Here is a 19,838-nt window from a genome sequence, read left to right as displayed (position 1 = left end):
TCTGTGGTAAAGAGGGAGCTAGTCAAACGGCATTGGCTCCCCTTTACCTATAACACGTACATATAGAAAAAACAAAGAATGCGAGGTGAAAAGACTGCATTTATGTAGTCGTGCCTATGGGGAATTTCCCTGATATTCAGAGTAATATAGGTAGTTATGTTGAAAAATTTGTAAACTTATTAGACGAATCATTAGAAGGATTATTTGATTTTATCTTTTTTATTGCATCCAATATTATTAACGGGTTCGAGGGCTTACTAGTTTCACTCCCTTGGTGGTTATTCATACTTTTGATTTTTTTCTTAGGTTGGTATTTTAAATCCGTTTTTTCCGGAGTTTTATATGCTTTTTTTATGTTTTTAGTAGGTACATTTGACCTATGGGCAGAGATGATGATGACAATTTCCGTTGTCCTTACTGCCGTATTAATATGTCTTGTTTTAGGTATTCCTCTTGGTGTATGGATGGCATTTAGTAAGAGGTTTTCTACTATCATGAGACCAATACTGGATGCGATGCAGACAATGCCAAGCTTCGTCTATCTAATCCCCGCTGTTTTTTTCTTCGGACTAGGTAACGTTTCAGCAATTTTTGCGACATTAATTTATGCGTTACCACCAGTCATTCGTTTGACAGAACTCGCGATTAGAGGTGTAGATCCAGAAGTTATTGAATCGGCCCAATCGTTTGGTTCATCAAGATGGCAAATGCTTAAAAAGGTACAACTACCACAAGCCTTACCAACGATCATGGCAGGTGTAAACCAGACCACAATGATGGCATTGGCAATGGTTGTTATCGCATCTATGGTAGGTGCAAAAGGGTTAGGTGAACAAGTACTCATTTCTATTCAACGAATTGATATATCGCTTGGTTTTGAAGCAGGTATAAGTATTGTATTTCTAGCTATTATAATTGACCGGGTAACAAGTGGGGTTGCTGAACGTTTTCAGAAGCATAGGAGGGTTAAATAGTGGCGAACAAAATTAAAGTAGAGCATGTTTCTAAAATCTTTGGTCCTAATCCCAAATCGGTCATTCCAAAGATAGTGGAAGGAATGTCCAAAGCCGAGATTCTAGAGGAATCGAATCATACTGTCGGCGTATATGACGCATCTATGGAGATTAATGAGGGCGAAATTTTCGTCATCATGGGTCTTTCAGGTAGTGGAAAATCCACATTAATCCGGTGTTTTAACTTATTAAATAAACCAACTGCCGGAGCAATTAAAGTGGATGGAGAAAATATCGTTGACTATAATTCCTCACAATTAAAGAAATATCGGCAAGATAAAGTTGCGATGGTATTTCAGCATTTTGGTTTGTTTAACCATCGTACTGTGTTAAATAATGTTGAATATGGACTAGAAATTAAAGATATGCCAAAAGAGGAAAGACAGAAAATAGCATTAGAAAATATTGAAATTGTTGGTTTGAAAGGGTATGAAGATAAGTATCCAGAAGAACTATCGGGTGGTATGCAACAACGGGTTGGTCTAGCAAGGGCTCTTACTAACGACCCAGATATTTTATTAATGGATGAACCCTTTAGTGCTCTAGATCCGTTAATACGAAGAGATATGCAATTGGAGTTACTAGACATTCAAGAGAGACTAAAGAAAACCATTATTTTCATTACACATGATGTCAATGAAGCATTTAAAATTGGGGATAGAGTTGCTGTGATGAAGGATGGTGAAATTGTTCAAATAGGTACGCCAGAAGAAATTCTTGAAGAGCCTGCGAATGATTATATCTCTGAATTTATTAAAGATATTGATAGGTCGAAAGTTTTACAAGCAGAGCATGTAATGATAAAACCAAATGCACTCGTATCTTTAAAAGATGGCTTAAAAGTAGCTGTAAAAGAAATGCAGCAAAATGGGATCTCTAGTGTATTTGTAGTAGATCGTAGTCGACATTTAAAAGGGATTGTTACGATCGACGCTGCTATTGATGGGATTAAACAAAAGAAAACATTAGAGGATGTATTAGAGCCTAATGTGACCATTGTTAAAAAAGAAGAATATGTAACGGACCTTATTCCAAAAGCGTTAGAGTCTAAATTCCCTCTGGCAGTAACAAATGAAGACAATAGATTAGAAGGTTTTATTTTGCGTGTCCATGTACTTTCAGGACTAGTGGCAGAAGAGATTGAAGAAAGTAAAGAATATCACGGGTATTTAAATAACTAGACTTGGGACGAAGGACGGTTCCTGTAATATAGTCTTTGGTTTCTTGAAAGTGTATGGTACCTAAAAGATGATCGAATTTACAAGGGCAAGGCAAAGAGCCTTGCCCTTATTTCATACCTTATCGATATAAATGATGAAAGCTACATGATCACGCCACTTTAAGGGGCCCACCTATATCATTATAAAAAATCCTAATAAATGTTCACAATCAACAGATATAGGTTTGAAAATAAGTCAATTCACCAATTACCATAAAGCCATGGGCATTAATATGTAAAAATGACGAAATCCTAATCTCAATTTCTAATGAAACCGACAAATTCACCCTAATCTCGATTACGATACACACCAGGTGCAACACCATATTGTTTTTTGAAAACCCGGTGAAAATAAGAATAGGTGCCAAATCCACAATTGTGAGCAATATTTTCCAATGTTAATGTCGTGTATCGCATTTGATCTACAGCGGTAGATAGGCGGATCTCTTGTGCATATTCCATAATGGTTTTGCTTACATGTGCTTTAAATAAATGAATAGATCGGGACACACTTAGAGCGGCATGATTGGCAACATCTTCAACTCTCAAAGAAGGCGTTGTCGCATGCTCTTCAATATAACGCATCATTCTCGTTACCACATAAGGGCGGTTGGATGATGGTGATTTTTCTGTAATGGCACGCTCAAGAGACAAGCATAACGCACATAACAAATAATTACTGATTTTTGTATTTTTTTCAGAAGAAGGTTTTCGTTCTTCTGCAATAATATAACGCCATATGGACAGTAGTTTTTCATCTAAATCGATGCGGCAGATAGACGGTTTAGGTGAAGCGTTATACCATGTGTCCATCCATTCACCGGTACAGATCAGGTGATAGTCACCACTTTTCTGACCTTCTTGGATAATTAATTCGTAATGGTCATAAGGTCCAACGAGGATGACGTCCCCTTTTTCGATGACAACTGTTTTTCCTTTAATGATCGCTTTACATTCACCTTCTGTTTGTAAGCGGATAAGATAGGCATCCATTCCAGATTTATATGAAGCGTAATACCCATTTGTATGGTAGGAATAGCCAGAAAATAAGATTTTCATGTGAATCCCCTTATATTTATTAATAGTTAAATAGTACATGTTTTAATCATATCATTTATGTTCAAATCGTGGTATTTCATTTATGATTTAATCAGATAGGAGAGGTAACAGGAGGTGCTATTTTCTTATAATAGAGCATACTAGGTTACTTTATAACATAATTTACATTTTGTAAACGCTTTAAAATACTGGTGAAATGAGGGTTAATATTGTCAAAAATTTCTATTGGAGTACAAATGTTCACACTCAGAGAAGAAGCAGAAAATGATTTTGCCGGCACATTAAGGAAGGTAGCAGAACTTGGATATGACGGCGTCGAATTTGCGGGTTACGGTGGTCTATCTGTCCAGGAAGTAAGAGCTTTATTAGATGAATTAGGATTAAAGGCAGCTGCTAGTCACGTCCCATTGGAGCAGTTAGAAGAGAGACTAGATCAAGTGATTGAAGAGCAAAAAGTTTTAGGTAGCAAATATGTTGTTTGTCCGTTTTTAACAGACGATCGCCGCACAGAAGAAAGCTATCGTCGATTGATTCCATTATTAGATCAAGTTGGAAAATCGTGTAAAGATGCAGGGATTACGTTTTGCTATCATAACCATGATTTTGAGCTAGAAGTATTATCAGATGGAAGAAAAGCGTTAGAAGTAATCTTTGATGATACAAGTGCTAGCAATGTCAAAACAGAACTTGATGTATATTGGCTTACAAAAGTAGGAGAAAACCCTGTTGATTGGATCAAGCGGTATCAAGGTAGAACACCACTCGTCCATTTAAAAGACATGACAACAGATGATGAAAATTTTTTTGCTGAGTTAGGGACTGGCGGAGTAGATTTAGATGGCGTGATAGAAACAGCGATGCATGCAGGTGCAGAATGGTTTATTGTCGAGCAAGATGTTAGTCGTTTAACTCCATTAAAAAGCATTGAGATTAGCATTAATTATTTAAAAGAAAAACTTAGTTAGGAGAATAACGAAATGACAAACGTAACAATCTGGAATGAAAACCGACATGAAAAGAAAAATCAAGTAGTGGCAGACATCTACCCTAAAGGTATACACGGTGCGATTGCTGACTTTCTAAAAGAAGACAACAATCAAATCAAGACAGCAACATTAGATGATACAGATCATGGATTGACAGATGAAGTGCTAAATAATACAGATGTTCTAGTATGGTGGGGACATCTTGCACATGACGAGGTTAGCGATGAAATTGTGGAGAAAGTCCACAAACGTGTGTTGGAAGGCATGGGATTAATTGTTTTGCATTCTGGGCACTTTTCGAAAATTTTCAAAAAATTAATGGGTACAACGTGTGATTTGAAATGGCGGGAAGCAGATGAGAAAGAACGGATGTGGGTAGTTGATCCAAGTCATCCGATTACAGAAGGGATCGGCGAATTTATTGAATTGGAAAAAGAAGAAATGTACGGGGAACACTTCGATATTCCAGCGCCGGATGAATTAGTGTTTGTAAGCTGGTTTGAAGGTGGAGAAGTGTTCCGCAGTGGTGCAACTTTTCAACGTGGAAAAGGAAAAATCTTTTACTTCCGACCAGGTCATGAAACATATCCTACCTACTATCACAAAGACGTACAAAAGGTAATAAAAAATGCGGTGAAGTGGGCAGAAAATTCGAACACTCCAACGCCTGTATACGGCAATGCAAAACCATTAGAAAAAATCGGTAACACCGCACATGTATTAAAGGAGGAATTATAAGATGAGTTTATTACGAGTAGGGATTATTGGATGTGGAAGTATAGCGAAGTATCGTCACTTAATTGAGTATCATAACCATCCATCCGTAGAAATTGTTGCAGTGTGTGACATAGTGGAGGAACGTGTAAAGGAAACTGCCGAAAAATATGGTGCAACGGCTTATACTGATTATAAAAAATTATTGGCAGAAGAGAAATTAGATGCAGTAAGTGTTTGTCTACCAAACTACTTGCATGCCCCTGTTAGCATTGCTGCTGCACAGGCAGGATGTCACGTGTTATGTGAGAAGCCAATGGCTACTTCAAGGGAAGAGGCCGAAGCAATGATAAACGCGGCTGCTGAAAACAATAAAAAACTGATGATCGCTCACAACCAACGGTTTGTTGAGTCTCATGTTAAAGCAAGAAAGCTAATCGAATCTGGTGAAGTTGGTAAACTTTACAGCTTCCGCACTGCTTTTGGTCATGGTGGACCAGAAGGATGGAGTGTTGACGGTAAAGAAAGCTGGTTTTTTAATAAAGAACAGGCATTTGTCGGTGCAATGGGTGATTTAGGTGTCCATAAATCGGATCTACTTCGCTACTTGCTAGGAGAAGAATTCACCGAAGTAGCTGGTTTTGTAGAGACAAATGCAAAAGAAGGCATAGATGTAGATGATAATGCTGTATGTGTGTTGAAATCAGAAAGCGGAATTATTGGCACATTAGCGGCAAGCTGGGCGTACAGCGCAAAAGAAGACAACTCGACGATTATTTATGGAGAAAAAGCTATATTGCGATTAGAAGATCATCCTGATTATTCGCTAATCGTCCAATATACGACAGGAGAAGTTGTGAAATATGAACTAGGTAAAATTCAATCCAATAATAATGGTGGTCAATCGAATTCACATGTTATTGAAAATTTTGTTGATTGCATTGTGAACGATAAAGAACCGTTAATTAGCGGGGAAGAAGGCAAAAAGTCACTAGAGATCATTTTGGGTGCATTACAATCAAACGAAACAAAGCAAATTGTAAAACTATAGCAAGATGTTCGAAAAATTCATTTTTTGTTACAAAGACTATTTTCACGCATCGAATATTGGGTTAAGCCGAAAAATCCAGTTCTCACGTAGATTCTCACTACACTCCGGTCTATTTTTTCTAGCTGCACCCAATGTTCTCGGTGCTGAAAAACGAACGTTTTGAATATGAACTATAGCGGAACAGGCAAGCAATGGTAGATAGGAGAATGATAAAATCATTTTCAGAATAGAGGTATAGTGATGAGTAGATTGAGAGTAGGCATTATTGGAGTAGGTGGAATCGCTCAAGATAGGCATATTCCGGTGCTTTTCAAGTTGAAAGATAAAGCAACGATTACGGCTGTTAGTGATGTAAACGAACAACGGGCACGTGAAGTCGCTGACAAGTTACACATTGAGCACGTATTTGCGAATAGTAAAGATATGCTAGATTATGTTGATGCAGTTATCATTTGTACACCAAACAAATTTCACGCAGAGCTCTCCATAGAAGCGTTAGAAGCTGGTGTCCACGTATTATGTGAAAAGCCAATGGCGATTACTGTGGAAGAATGCGAAAAGATGATTAGTGCATCGAAAAAAGCTAATAAAGTGCTAGCAATTGCGTATCACTTTCGTCATATGAAAGAGGCACAGGCAGCAAAGCAAGCGATGCTAGCTGGAGATGTAGGAGAGCCTCTTGTAACACGGGTGCAAGCTCTGAGAAGGCGAAAAGTCCCCGGATGGGGAGTGTTTACAAATAAGGAGCTGCAAGGTGGAGGCAGTTTGATAGATTATGGTTGTCATATGTTGGATTTAGCATTGTGGTTATTAGGTGATGCTGTACCTGTTGAGGTCAACGGGAGAGCATATAATCGGTTAAGTACGACGCCTAATCAAGTAAATGAATGGGGTCCATTTGACCATGAGAACTTCCACGTGGACGATCATGTAACAAGTTATATTACGTTTGAAAATGGAGCATCGCTGTTGTTCGAATGCTCTTGGTCTGCAAATATAAAAGAAGATGTGAACCACGTCAGTATTTCTGGTGTCGACGGTGGAATTAATGTTTTTCCATTTGAAATATATCAAGCAAAAAATAACGCTCTACTCAATACAGTTCCAACCATGTTAATTGGCAAAAACGATCCAAGTATAGCACAAGCCAAAAACTTTATTGATGCTTGTTTAGGTGCAGTGGAATTAGTTGTAAAGCCAGAAGAGGCGTTAAAAGTAACGAAAATTATCGATGCTATTTATAGCAGTAGTGAACGAGGTAGAACAGTTAACTTAAATACATGAAAGTAAGGGTGGAACGAAATGAAATTAGGCGTTTTTACAGTGTTGTTTTCTGAAAAATCATTAGATGAAATGTTAGATCATGTGAAAGCATCAGGGCTACAAGCCGTCGAGATTGGAACAGGTGGATATCCAGGCGACGCGCATTGCAAACTAGATGAATTATTAGAAAGTGAAGAAAAAAGAAATGAATTTATGGAAAAAGTTAATTCACGTGGACTTACTATTAGTGCGTTTAGTTGTCATGGCAATCCGATTTCACCAGATCAATCTTTTGCAAAAGAGTCACATGATGTTTTAGTGAAGACGATTAAATTAGCAAACCTTTTAAATGTTCCAGTTGTCAATACATTCTCTGGAACGCCGGGGGACAGCGAAGATGCGAAATATCCAAATTGGCCGGTAACCCCGTGGCCAACAGAGTATGCAGAAGTACTTAACTGGCAATGGGAAGAAAAACTAATTCCCTATTGGAAACAGATCGGTAAACTTGCTAAAGAACATGATGTGAAAATTGGGCTTGAATTGCATGCAGGATTTTTAGTGCATACGCCATACACGATGTTGAAATTAAGAGAAGCTGCAGGAGAGGCAATTGGTGCAAATTTAGATCCGAGTCATTTATGGTGGCAAGGCATTGATCCGGTTGCAGCCATTAAAATTCTCGGCAAAGAAAATGCCATCCATCACTTTCATGCAAAAGATACGTATATTGACCAGGACAATGTTAACATGTACGGCTTGACCGACATGCAGGCATATTCCGAAGTACAAACGAGAGCATGGAGTTTCCGCTCTGTCGGATATGGCCACAGCATACAAGAGTGGTCGAACATTATTAGTGCTTTACGTACATACGGCTATGATCATGTTGTTAGTATTGAGCACGAAGACCCGATCATGTCGATTGACGAAGGATTCACTAAAGCAGTTAACAATTTAAAACATGTACTTATTGAAGAGGCACCAACAGAGATGTGGTGGGCGTAAGTACCTGTTAAGAATGTAAAAGGGCTCCTGCATTGCGTAGGAGCCTTTTTGAAAGGCTGTTTTTAAAAGATTATTGTTATTGCGTAAAGTATCTATAATAAGACGTAACTTGTTAAACAGTAACATTGGAGGTAAAGCAGTTGGGAAATCAGTCGCTTGCGGCCACCAATGCGCTTATCTGTGACAAAATAGGCAATATTTGAATTAAGCGGTCACCAGCGCAGGTATTTGAATGATATTGTTGTTTCAGTGGGTTGTTATTAAAGATAAGGGCCGTGGTGGCCGTCAAATAAACGAAACTTGAATTTTATGCTAAATAAGCGCTTGTGTGTCCGTCAAATCCGGTTAGCTCCTCAGCTTAGTATCATCTTCTGATCCACTCCCAAAATAAACCGTTTTCCCTACTCGTAATTCTGCACCATCTATTATTATAACTTTTGATCGGAGCAAACAAGTCAATTTAGTACCCCTTTTTGTTCAATACAGTGTCTCTAAATGATAAGAAATTTATCTTATAATAGGTTTAGAAAGCGCTTACGATATTGAAAAGGTGGTGTCATTTGGTGAAAACAGAAGTAAACACGGCAAGTATTGCTACAGAGACGAAAAAATACCGAGATATGGTAAAAGCAAAGCGGCTGAAGCGTTTAAAAAAGGTAATATCTTACGCTGCGTTTGTTGGCCCGGCATTAATTTTCTTTTTAACTATACAAATTGTTCCATTTATAATGGGGATTTATTATTCGTTCACCTCATGGAACGGGATAAGCTCGACGGTAGAATGGGTCGGATTTGAAAACTATATCAAGCTTTTCACAGATGATCCAAAGTTTTTTGACTCCTTCGTCTTTACGACAAAATTTATGTTTACAGCTGTATTTATAAGTAACATTATTGGTTTTTCCTTTGCCTTGTTGCTTAACGAGGCACTAAAAACGAAAAATATTTTACGAACAGTATTTTTCATACCAAATGTTATTGGTGGATTGCTGTTAGGGTTTATTTGGCAGTTTATTTTTATTAAAGGTTTTGCCTCTATTGGTAATATTACAAATATTGGATTTTTCCAGCAACCTTGGCTTGGTGATGAAAAAACCGCATTTTGGGGCATCGTTATCGTGTTTGCTTGGCAAATTAGCGGTTATATGATGGTTATTTATATCGCTGCATTGCAAGGTCTTGATCGGTCGCTTTTAGAAGCTGCAAAAATTGATGGGGCATCGGGATTCCGTATGTTGACAAAAATTATTATTCCGCTAATTTTACCGGCATTTACGATTTGCTTTTTCTTAACTATTTCAATGGCATTTAAAATCTTTGACTTAAATATTTCTTTAACCGGAGGCGGACCGTTCAATTCAACAGAGTCTGTCGCGATTAATATTTATCAAGAAGCTTTTACTAACAACCGTTACGGGTTAGGGACAGCAAAATCTATTTTATTCTTCTTAGTCGTAGCTATATTTACAACGGTACAAGTAATATTTACGAAGAAACGGGAGGTGGAAGCATAAATGAGAGATAAATATACAAAAAAGACATTTGTGCTTGAAATTATAGGCATTCTTCTAGCAATAATTTTTCTCATTCCGTTTTACTTTGTAATTATCAATTCTTTAAAAAGTTTTCCAGCAATTTTGTTAGACGCAGCTGCTTTTCCGAAAGAGATTTTATTTAGTAACTACGCGAAAGTGTGGGAGATTTTAAATTTCCCTAAAGCGTTCTGGAATTCGTTAATCATTACTGTGTGCAGTATTACTGGGATTGTAATTATTAGTTCGCTAGCGGCCTGGAAGATGGTACGTACACCTGGAAAGTTTAGCAACATTTTATTTATTTTCTTTGTATCTGCCATGGTAATCCCTTTCCAAGCTGTCATGATTCCACTAATGAAGTTAGGTGGAATATTGGGGATTATGAATAGCATTTATGGCATTGTTATTATGTATTTCGGTTTTGGTGTGTCACTTTCACTATTTTTATATCACGGGTTCGTGAAGACGATCCCGCTTGAAATAGAAGAATCAGCACGAGTGGATGGGTGTAGTCAATTTGCCGTATTCTGGCGCATTGTGTTCCCTTTATTAAAGCCAATTACCGTGACTGTAATAATTTTGAACACACTTTGGATCTGGAATGACTATTTATTACCACTTCTTGTGCTACAGGACGCAGAGTTACGAACGATTCCATTAGCGACAAGTTCTTTCTTTGCACAATATACGAAGCAATGGGATATGGGACTTGCTGGTCTCGTATTAGGGATCCTGCCAATCATAGTTTTCTTTCTATTCTTACAGAAGCACATTATTAGAGGGATTGCGACTGGTTCGATCAAGTAATTGTTATATATTTTGTAACTTGATAGTTACAAGATTTATATATAATAAAAATATATCAAGGAGGTCAATACATTTATGAAACGTAGTCTGTTCTTATTAATTTCTATGTTAGTTGCCATTGGTATTATTGCAGGGTGTGCATCAAATAGTTCTTCAGGGGATGATTCATCGAACACGAAGGATGCTAGTAGTGGAGATACAAACAACACGGATACAAACACGAATACAAACGATAACGCTAGCAATGATGAGGCAAGTGACGAGGTGGTTACACTAGATTTCTTCCAATTTAAAGTAGAAATTGCTGATCAATTGCAAGAAATGATTAATGAATATGAAGCAGAGCATCCAAACGTGAAAATCAAATTAGAAACCGTTGGTGGGGGCGCAGACTATGGTGCTGCACTTAAAGCGAAATTTGCATCAGGGGAAGAACCTGATATATTCAACAACGGTGGGTTTAAAGAGTTAGAGCTGTGGAAAGAGCACTTAGCTGATTTATCTAATGAACCATGGGTAGAAAATTTACTTCCAATTGGAAAAGTACCAATGACAGATACAGACGGCAAGCTTTACGGGATGCCGGTTAATCTTGAAGGATATGGTTTTATTTACAATAAAGACTTATTCGAACAAGCAGGAATTACAGAAAAGCCAACAACCCTTTCTGAGTTAAAAGCAGCAGCACAAAAACTGCAAGATAATGGCGTTATCCCGTTTTCGGCGGGTTACGGTGAGTGGTGGGTTATCGGCCAACACTTACTTAACATCCCATTTGCCCAACAAGATGATCCAGTCGCATTCATCGAAGGATTGTATGATGGATCTGAAACATTTATCGGTAATGATCATTTTAAAGAGTTTCAAGAAGTTGTAGATACAGAAATTGGGTTCGGTAATGAAAATCCAATTACTACAGATTACAACACGCAAGTAACGCTATTTGCTTCTGGAGAAACAGCGATGCTGCAACAAGGAAACTGGACAGAAAACATGATATATGAGATAAATCCGGATATTAATATGGCATTCTTGCCGATCACGTTAAATGATGATGCAGATGCGGATCGTTTACCGGTTGGGGTACCAAACAACTGGGTATTAAATAAGGATTCAGAGAACTTAGAAGAAGCAAAAGCATTCCTAAATTGGATGGTATCTTCTGAAACAGGAAAGCGATTCATTACAGAAGAGTTTGCGTTTATTCCAGCATTTGATAATATTGAAGCATCAGGACTTGGTGCGCTTGGACAATCGATTCTTGAATATTCAAAAGATGAAAAGACAATTCCGTGGACTTGGTTTAGATGGCCGGATGGAGCAAACATGGAGTTTGCTGCTAAAATCCAAGAATATGTTGCTGGTAAAATTGAATACAGTGAAGTAATAGAAAGTTTTCAATCGATTTGGGATGATATGAAATAATATATGTGAACGGAAAGCATGTCTACTCGGTAGGCATGCTTTCAGCTCGCTATTCGCGGGAGGTGGAGGGGATGTTTATGATTAAAAGAAGTATTCGAAATCGGTTAATTGTTATCTTACTTACTATTACTATTATCCCCTTCGGCACTTCCATTGTAATTACCTATTACTATACGAAAGAATCAATAAAAGACCAATATATTGAAGAAAATGTCAACTTATTATATCAAGGAAAACTGAATCTAGAAGGATATATAGATGAATTAAAGGATTTAACGGTTTCCTTTTATAACAACCCTGATTTTGTGAAATACTTACGTGCTGGGGGCAAAGACCAAAGTTATCTTACCTTAGATTTGATAAAAGACGTGATGGTGACTTTATTATATGCCGAGAATAATATCAATCGAGTGACGATTACTTTTCCAGAAAATGAAAATGAAGTCTATCATTATGTTTCCGTTTCCAAACAATCAACCTTAACTTTTTCTTCTACCAATCAATTACCTTATGAATATTATTTTGAGAAAGCCGCGAATAATCGCTATTTTTTAACAATTGAACCAATGCACAGACAACCGGGAGATAGAAATGACAATGTTATTACATTTCACAGAGCATTAATTGATGCACCGCAGTTGACCAAGCTTGGTTATATTTCAATTGACATTCTTCCTGACCAAATATTTGAGCTTAGTGAAAACCTCTATCATAAAGATACAGAGCAATTTCATATTATATCACCAGAAGGAAATAGAATTTACAGCTCCAATAGCCAGTCAATTCAAGAAATGGATTGGTATATGCAGATCCTGGATGCAGAAGACGATGCGGGTACATTGGATTGGAATAATGATACTTACCAGGGGATAATTATTTATCAAAAGCTGCCAGAATCTGCTGGTGGGTGGATGCTTGTTAAACAAATTCCATATTTATCGTTATATGAGAGCGCATTAAGTGTCGCAAAGATTAATATTTTATTCGGTATTATTGGGTTAGTTTTAGTCATCTTAGCGACTTTTTTCGTCTCTTTTCGGATTACTTACCCGATACGTGTACTGCTGCAAAATATTCGACAAGTTGAAAAAGGAAACATGGAAGTACAGTTTGAATCGTTAGGACAAGACGAAATTGGAATGCTTGGTCATCGCTTTAAGAAGATGATGCATCGAATTAACCAGCTAATCAATCGGGAATATAAGCTGGAACTAGAGAATAAAACGAATCAATTGAAAGTGCTACAGTCACAGCTTAATCCTCATTTTTTAAATAATGCGCTACAGTCGATTGGTACGTTAGCATTAAAAAACAATTTAATACAGATTTATACGCTCGTCACCCATCTGTCAGAAATTATGCGGTATGGGATGAATATCGATGAGGATATGGTTCCACTAGTTAAAGAACGTGATTATATCCAAGCCTATTTACTTTTGCAGAAAGAGAGATTTGGAGAAAGTCTGTTATATAGTCTTGAATTTGATGAAAATATACTAAATATGAATATACCAAAAATGCTGCTGCAACCAATTGTCGAGAACTATTTCAAACATGGTTTTGATATAAGAGACGATGTGGGTGTTATCATCATTAAAGGCGCGATCGAAGCAAATAAACTAGTCATTCGCATTCAAGATAATGGCATAGGGATTTCGAAACAAAAAAGAAACGACATTTATGCGAGTATTCAAGATGAAAGAACACAAGGTGAAGGTTCAAATATTGGTTTAAAAAACGTATACCATCGTATGAAATTATATTACGGACAACAAGCAAACTTACAACTTGAAAATCATGTGGATGGAGGATTAGTCGTTACCATTCAACTTCCGGTGGAAATGGAGGGTGAACTGAATGAAGGCAATTATCATTGATGATGAAAAGCATGTACGAGAAGGGATTCAATTGCTTGCTGATTGGGATGAAGTTGGCATCAATAAAGTTTACGAGGCAAAAGACGGCGAAGAAGGCATAGAATTAATTGAGAAGTACCAGCCGGAAATTATTTTTACTGATATGCGCATGCCAAACAAAGATGGCATTTCGCTTTTAAATTGGATTCACGGTTCCAACTTGGCCAGCGAAACAATCGTAGTGAGTGGTTATGACGATTTTCATTATATGCGCAGTGCACTTTTTTATGGGAGTTTTGATTATATATTAAAACCAATCAATCCGGTAACACTGAATACAACGTTAAAGAATGCAGTGGAGAAATGGCGGATGCAGGCCAATAAGAGAGAGACGATGATTGAAAATAATCAAGTTATTAATGAAGTGAAGCCACTGTATTGGGACCAGCTGTTTACGAGTATAATTAATAGGAGTGAAGTGAAAGATGCTACTAACCGAAAAATAAGTAAGGAATTTGGCGTTGATTTAAACAAGGTTACTTCCACTGTATCTATTTTATCAATTTGCCCACTATTCATGGAAAAATTTAATGTAAATAAAGAGGTTACTTATTTTGCTTTATTAAACATTATTAATGAAGTTATCAGTGGAAAAGGCAGTGGATTCGGATTCCGTAATGTGAATAAAGAACATGAACTGATTATTTTACTCTGGAAAACAGAACAACAGCAGTTCTTGTTAGAAAAAATTCATAATAAGATTTATCAGTATTTGAAAATAAAGTGCACTATTTTTATGGGAGATGAGTCCGATTGTGCCCATATTTCCTATCAATCCGCTTCCTCTCTGTTCAAAAAAGTGGATCTTACAAAATCTAAAAAGGTCGTTAAACTTGAAGAACTAGAGCAGCGTCCTAGTCTTCATTTGCTAGATTATGCACAAGAGTTAAAATGGACATTGCAAAGTGACAGTAAAGAGCAAATGGATATGCTGCTTGATAAACTGTTCGATAAGCTGCAACATGAACATCATGTTTCTTTAGAACAATTGAAGCTGTGGGAAGATCAATTTCTTTTGTTAAAAAAGAATTGGTTGAAAGAATATGATGTTCATGAAGAGACGATTGACAATATAAGAAACCAATACTGGAATGATGATGGTACCTTTTCATTGGCTGCTTTTAAAAGAGAAAAGCAACAAGAGTTTTATGATTTATTAAAAATACTTAAAAAAATTAAATATCAAAAAGAGAGAAGTAGTATCCAAGAAATAGAAGCGTATTTAAGAGTAAATTATCAGTACGATATCAGCTTACAAGACATTGCCGACCAATTTTTTCTTAGTCGTGAGTACATTTCGAGAAAGTTTAAACACGAATACCAAGTAACATTAACAGATTATATGACAGAAATTCGCATGGAGAAGTCTAAAGAACTCCTTGCTAACCCACATTTAAAAATATATGATATTGCTTTTGAAGTGGGCTACAAAAACGATAAATACTTTAGTAAAGTGTTTAAAAAGACCAATGGATTAACACCAAATGAATATCGAAATCAATTGATTGAAAATGTGAAATCGCAAAAATTGTAATAGTGTCTAAAATCATTAATTAGACAGGGATTCATTATTGATAGCTCACATAGAATATATGTGTCATAAAAATTAAAAGAGGGTTTCAACTCTATTCGAATTCGTCATGGGCATTTATACGATAAAACCTCATAAAGGTTGTAATGAACATTTGTGAGGTTTATTGTATTAAATTTCTTGGGTCTCACACGATTAGGTAAATTACAGGTGACGTACGATTTTGCAAAATAGAGAGTCAGTAACACTAGCGGAGAAGAAATGAATTTTTATTCATACGTAGATGATTATTGTACTACGCCATTTTCCGTTATTTTAATATTAAACTTTAAATTTATTTCTAAATTCGGATAAATAGCGTCCCATTTTTCTTCATTCCATTTTCTGTTTCGTGTTTTAATTTCTTGCCCAATTCCAAGAGGATCAATACCTAAATTTTGGAAATTAGCAATCATTTCATCTCCTTGTTTTTCCATTTGCTTTTTCGCACTTTCTTCTATTTGCTTTATTATCTTTGAATTTACTTTACCTTCCGAATACTCTCTTACAGTAGCATTCATGTTGACGATAATGTTTACTGTAGGTGTATCGCTTTTAGGATTCAGAATATGATATTTTCTTTTTGAATTCACTTTAAATATACCAGCATATTTTTCTTCCTCATCATCTTCGTTAATTACCTTCACTAATACAGAATCTAATAATGACTTTGCATCCATTAAAGCTTTGAAAGTGAACATATTTTCTAATTCAATCTTTCCGACCATCTTATCTTTTTTAAAGAGTGCATTTCCATTTAACGTTACTTTATTTTTTTCCTTAGTTAACAAAGGTAAAAATGGATCTTTCCCTTCCTCATAATAAGATGACATGAATTCATGAAGATTAGTCCTTGGAAGTGAACCAATTTCGATGTTTTGTTGCAACATATTTGCTAAATAAGTTCCATTATCTTCTTGTCCAAGTTGCTGTTCTAATAATGATTTTACATCACCATCGACTACCGTAATAAAAACGCGGGAACCAACTGAAGGATCTCTATAAAGCGTATCAAGATAGTTAATAAGCCCTTGTTGAGCGATCTCTTTACTATAGAGAGTAATTTCAATCTTACCACTTACAAAAGGTTTAGATGACTGCATATTTAATTTGGAGCGCATATATTTACTTAGTGGACCCGTTTCTACAAAAATATCACTAGAAACCGATTTATCCGGTTTATAAGTAGGAACTACAGATGTGGATTGGAGTAGGCTTTCATCTCCATTTAAAAACTCATATCCCACGGCAGTAGACAATCGTACATCATCTAGTATTTCTTTTTGAACACATGCGGATCCTAGTAATAAAACAAAGCATGGTATCAAATATAACAATCGTTTCAATGCTTTCTACCTCTTTTCCACGGAAGTATAAAAGATAATGCAAATAATAGTGGGACATAGGCGACTAATAATGAAAGACCCATCCATGCAACAATGTTTCGGATTGTAGCTATTTGCTGTTTATCTTCTACTAAAAGGTTAAATATTAGCAAGAATAAGAGCATTATAAGCAGTGTTATTCGTTGGTTTAAACCAAATAACTGTCTGATTCCTCTAGAAGCACACCAAAGTGCTAAGCAAATGTTTGTTAGAATAATAAGAATCCAAGATGAAATGCCGATATATTCAAACCTTTCTACAAATGAAAATTCTACCATTTTCCACATCGTTAGCGTAGGATAGATATTCTTCGTTAAATGCTCTACACTAAAATAAGCAAGCGATAATAGCAACAGAATTCCATATACAATGGTCGATATAAAGCTTCCTAAGTGTGCCCATTTCTGTGTTTTTTCTGGATTTTTAATAAAAGGATAGTACATCAAGATTGTGCCAACCCCTAAAAAACTTAAGAACATCTCCTTGGTACCCAGTATCATTTCTTTATAGGAATGATTCCACATCGGCAACAAGTTTCTGAAATCTGTATGACCAAGTGGAAATATAAATGTTAATACTAAATAACTAGGAATCAAAATACCAAGAAAACATATTCCTGTTACTATTCGAAATCCCCCTGTTATTATATAGGTTACTAAACAAAAGAGTATTAAACAGAAGAAGAAAACGTTCATTTCTGGAAACATCCATACTTGAACAACCTCTATGTAAGAGCGGATAACAACTAGACTAATCGACCAAAAATAAACAATCCAAATAAGACTAAATAGAGCTCCTATGTATTTGCCAAAGATATCATAATGAATTGTAATAAGATCTCCTTGTCCGTTCTGGAGTATTTTGAATATCATCAATAGTAAAATATGTACAATTCCACCGGCAATAAAAACTGCAAATAACGCATCATTGCCTGCTTTTTCTACTACAGCCCGTTGAAAACTTAGAATTCCAATCCCAATTTGCATGGAGCAAACTAAATAAAGCACAAGGAAAGAGGAAATCTTATATTCTTCATTTACTTGTCGTTGCATCGCCTTCATAGGATTCTCCTATTCGTCTATTTCTTTTGTTTGTTTTGCCTTTTTTTTATTAAAACGCTTTGTCTTCTCTGCCTGCAATTCAATTGGGCGTTCTGATTGAAAAGAAAAAGGCAATCGAATAATGGCATCTTTTAAATCCGAAAATCTTGGTGGATAAATTGGTTCTAAAAATGGTCTACCTAATGAGGAAAGCCTTAATAAGTGAGTTAAAATAAAGCAAAAACAAATTGCAATACCCAAGAGCCCCCAAAAATGCGCGAATAAAATTAAAGGGAATCGTATCAGACGAATCGTGTTACCCATTTGATATACTGGTGTTGTAAACGACGCTAGAGCAGCAAGCGCAACAATAATCAACAAAACATTACTTGTCAGACCTGCTTCTACAGAAGCTGTTCCGATAACAATCCCACCTACGATACCGATTGTCTGACCGACCTTAGTTGGAAGTCTGGCACCAGCTTCTCGTAATAACTCAATAGCCAATTCAAGAAATATCGCTTCTAAAATTGGTGGAAGCGGGATTTCCCTTCTAGAAATGACCAAAATACTGAGTAAATCTTTCGGTATTAACTCATAATGATAAGTTAAAACCGCAACATAAAGAGGTGTGATTAATATGGAGAACATAACTGCAAATAAACGCACAAGCCTAAAAAATGATGCCACAATCCAATTTAAGTAATAATCTTCAAACGCTGAGAAAAATTCAATTAAGGTTGTTGGTCCTAATATGCCGTGCGGCGACCCATCTACAATAATTGCTACTTTTCCTTCTGAAAGAGCTGCTGCTACTCGGTCTGGTCTTTCTGTATCGATTAACTGTGGAAATGGGGAATTCCTGTTATCTGAAATTAATTGCACGATATACGAACTGTCACTTATTGTGTCAATTTCAATATCTTTAACTCTTTGAACAACAGTATTTACGTTTTCTTGATTCGTAATTCCGTCAATTGATAGAATGGCAATTTTTGTTTTCGTTAGTTTTCCAACCATAAGTTCTTCAACATGGAGTTCTGGAATTGTAATTCTTTTTCGAATAAGGTTCAAATTGGTATCGATCGATTCTACGAATGCTTCTTTTGGGCCAACAACGCTAAATTCTACTTCAGGGATAGAAACTTCTCTTGTTTTTTTCAGTTCTGAACGAATTAGTGCAACCTTTTTTTGGTTTTCATCTAATTGAATCATAATGGATCCAGTTAGAAGTTGAGTTTTGATCTTCTCTACATCACTTGTTATTTCTATTTTTTCAATAGGTACTTCAGATTTAATCTGTTCCAATGAGGATAATTCACCTTGGTTCAAGTAGGGTAAAATATCTCTGTGTAAAATTTCAGTATCCACGAGTGAAGAATAATAACAAATAGTAAAAGGCAAAGGTGAATGCTCATTTTTATAATGGATAAAATCTTTTGATTTCTTTATCTGTTCTATAAGACGAAAAATAGATCCAGTAGATTCTAATTGATTATTATTTAAGGGATTATTTCTTTTTTCTTTCTTTTCATACCATTTTCGTATCCTCAAGAATAATACTCCCTTCAAGAACATTCACTAAATACTATTATGCTCAAATGAAAACTTAATATGAAAACACAAATATATACACGATATTGCACAATTAATTTTTATAAAGATGCCTTTAAGGCAGTGAATTGTTTTCTTGCAGTATTGATACGAGGGCATGCCTGTGAAGTTGTTGAAAATATGAATCACAGGCTGATTTGATAGTCCGATATGCTCTGACATAAAGTTTGGGATCTGCCAAATAACCTTCGCTTTAATAGTTCGAACGACTCAGCGACCATGTCGATGGAACT

At 36.2% G+C, this 19,838-nt stretch carries 16 protein-coding genes; 12 read left to right on the top strand and 4 right to left on the bottom strand.

Going from position 1 to position 19,838, the window contains the following annotated elements; all coding sequences use genetic code 11:
• The first annotated feature begins 116 nt into the window (after positions 1 to 116).
• Together ACI6MV_RS11825 and ACI6MV_RS11820 are read left to right on the top strand one after the other, a co-directional pair.
• Entirely contained in the window at positions 117 to 974 is an 858-nt protein-coding gene (locus tag ACI6MV_RS11825) for an ABC transporter permease (protein ID WP_407270504.1), read from the top strand.
• Positions 974 to 2,194: a quaternary amine ABC transporter ATP-binding protein gene (locus ACI6MV_RS11820; protein WP_407270503.1), complete on the top strand. Its 1,221-nt coding sequence runs from the start codon at positions 974 to 976 to the stop codon at positions 2,192 to 2,194. Before ACI6MV_RS11825 ends, ACI6MV_RS11820 begins: the two co-directional genes overlap by 1 nt.
• Positions 2,195 to 2,520: 326 nt before the next feature.
• Here the strand turns inward: ACI6MV_RS11820 and ACI6MV_RS11815 are convergent, their stop codons facing one another.
• On the bottom strand, positions 2,521 to 3,291 hold the full coding sequence (locus ACI6MV_RS11815) for a helix-turn-helix domain-containing protein (RefSeq protein WP_407270502.1): 771 nt from the start codon (positions 3,289 to 3,291) through the stop codon (positions 2,521 to 2,523).
• A 209-nt stretch (positions 3,292 to 3,500) separates the two neighbouring features.
• Between ACI6MV_RS11815 and ACI6MV_RS11810 the strand changes: the two genes are divergently transcribed.
• The 10 genes from ACI6MV_RS11810 (at position 3,501) to ACI6MV_RS11765 (ending at position 15,530) form a co-directional block, all read left to right on the top strand.
• On the top strand, positions 3,501 to 4,256 hold the full coding sequence (locus tag ACI6MV_RS11810; protein ID WP_407270501.1) for a sugar phosphate isomerase/epimerase family protein: 756 nt from the start codon (positions 3,501 to 3,503) through the stop codon (positions 4,254 to 4,256).
• A 12-nt stretch (positions 4,257 to 4,268) separates the two neighbouring features.
• Positions 4,269 to 5,015 (top strand): ThuA domain-containing protein, encoded by a 747-nt coding sequence (locus tag ACI6MV_RS11805; RefSeq protein ID WP_407270500.1) that lies wholly within the window; start codon positions 4,269 to 4,271, stop codon positions 5,013 to 5,015.
• Between the two features lies 1 nt (position 5,016).
• A complete protein-coding gene (locus ACI6MV_RS11800) occupies positions 5,017 to 6,042 on the top strand; it encodes a Gfo/Idh/MocA family protein (protein ID WP_407270499.1) in 1,026 nt (341 codons plus the stop codon).
• Positions 6,043 to 6,282: 240 nt separating this feature from the next.
• On the top strand, positions 6,283 to 7,326 hold the full coding sequence (locus ACI6MV_RS11795; RefSeq protein ID WP_407270498.1) for a Gfo/Idh/MocA family protein: 1,044 nt from the start codon (positions 6,283 to 6,285) through the stop codon (positions 7,324 to 7,326).
• An 18-nt stretch (positions 7,327 to 7,344) separates the two neighbouring features.
• Positions 7,345 to 8,313, top strand: a complete 969-nt coding sequence (locus ACI6MV_RS11790) for a sugar phosphate isomerase/epimerase family protein (protein ID WP_407270497.1) — start codon at positions 7,345 to 7,347, stop codon at positions 8,311 to 8,313.
• Between the two features lie 620 nt (positions 8,314 to 8,933).
• A complete protein-coding gene (locus ACI6MV_RS11785) occupies positions 8,934 to 9,827 on the top strand; it encodes a carbohydrate ABC transporter permease (RefSeq protein ID WP_407270515.1) in 894 nt (297 codons plus the stop codon).
• The gene (locus ACI6MV_RS11780) at positions 9,828 to 10,655 is read left to right on the top strand and encodes a carbohydrate ABC transporter permease (protein WP_407270496.1); all 828 of its coding nucleotides are present in this window, start codon (positions 9,828 to 9,830) and stop codon (positions 10,653 to 10,655) included.
• A 75-nt stretch (positions 10,656 to 10,730) separates the two neighbouring features.
• Entirely contained in the window at positions 10,731 to 12,080 is a 1,350-nt protein-coding gene (locus ACI6MV_RS11775; protein WP_407270495.1) for an ABC transporter substrate-binding protein, read from the top strand.
• A 77-nt stretch (positions 12,081 to 12,157) separates the two neighbouring features.
• Entirely contained in the window at positions 12,158 to 13,957 is a 1,800-nt protein-coding gene (locus ACI6MV_RS11770; RefSeq protein ID WP_407270494.1) for a cache domain-containing sensor histidine kinase, read from the top strand.
• Complete coding sequence (locus ACI6MV_RS11765) at positions 13,938 to 15,530, top strand: response regulator transcription factor (protein ID WP_407270493.1); 1,593 nt, start codon at positions 13,938 to 13,940, stop codon at positions 15,528 to 15,530. Before ACI6MV_RS11770 ends, ACI6MV_RS11765 begins: the two co-directional genes overlap by 20 nt.
• A gap of 284 nt (positions 15,531 to 15,814) precedes the next feature.
• Here ACI6MV_RS11765 and ACI6MV_RS11760 read toward each other — a convergent pair whose 3' ends face one another.
• From ACI6MV_RS11760 to ACI6MV_RS11750, 3 genes are read right to left on the bottom strand one after another with little or no spacing between them, the layout of a single operon-like run.
• Entirely contained in the window at positions 15,815 to 16,912 is a 1,098-nt protein-coding gene (locus ACI6MV_RS11760; RefSeq protein ID WP_407270492.1) for a Ger(x)C family spore germination protein, read from the bottom strand.
• Complete coding sequence (locus ACI6MV_RS11755) at positions 16,909 to 18,012, bottom strand: GerAB/ArcD/ProY family transporter (protein WP_407270491.1); 1,104 nt, start codon at positions 18,010 to 18,012, stop codon at positions 16,909 to 16,911. Before ACI6MV_RS11755 ends, ACI6MV_RS11760 begins: the two co-directional genes overlap by 4 nt.
• 9 nt (positions 18,013 to 18,021) lie before the next feature.
• Positions 18,022 to 19,539, bottom strand: a complete 1,518-nt coding sequence (locus ACI6MV_RS11750; protein ID WP_407270514.1) for a spore germination protein — start codon at positions 19,537 to 19,539, stop codon at positions 18,022 to 18,024.
• Between the last annotated feature and the right edge of the window lie 299 nt (positions 19,540 to 19,838).

This window comes from Radiobacillus sp. PE A8.2, assembly GCF_045635475.1.
GTDB lineage: Bacteria > Bacillota > Bacilli > Bacillales > Amphibacillaceae > JBJGXI01.
The sequence above is the reverse complement of the archived record's forward strand: the minus strand, read 5'-3'. Positions and strand labels throughout refer to the sequence as shown.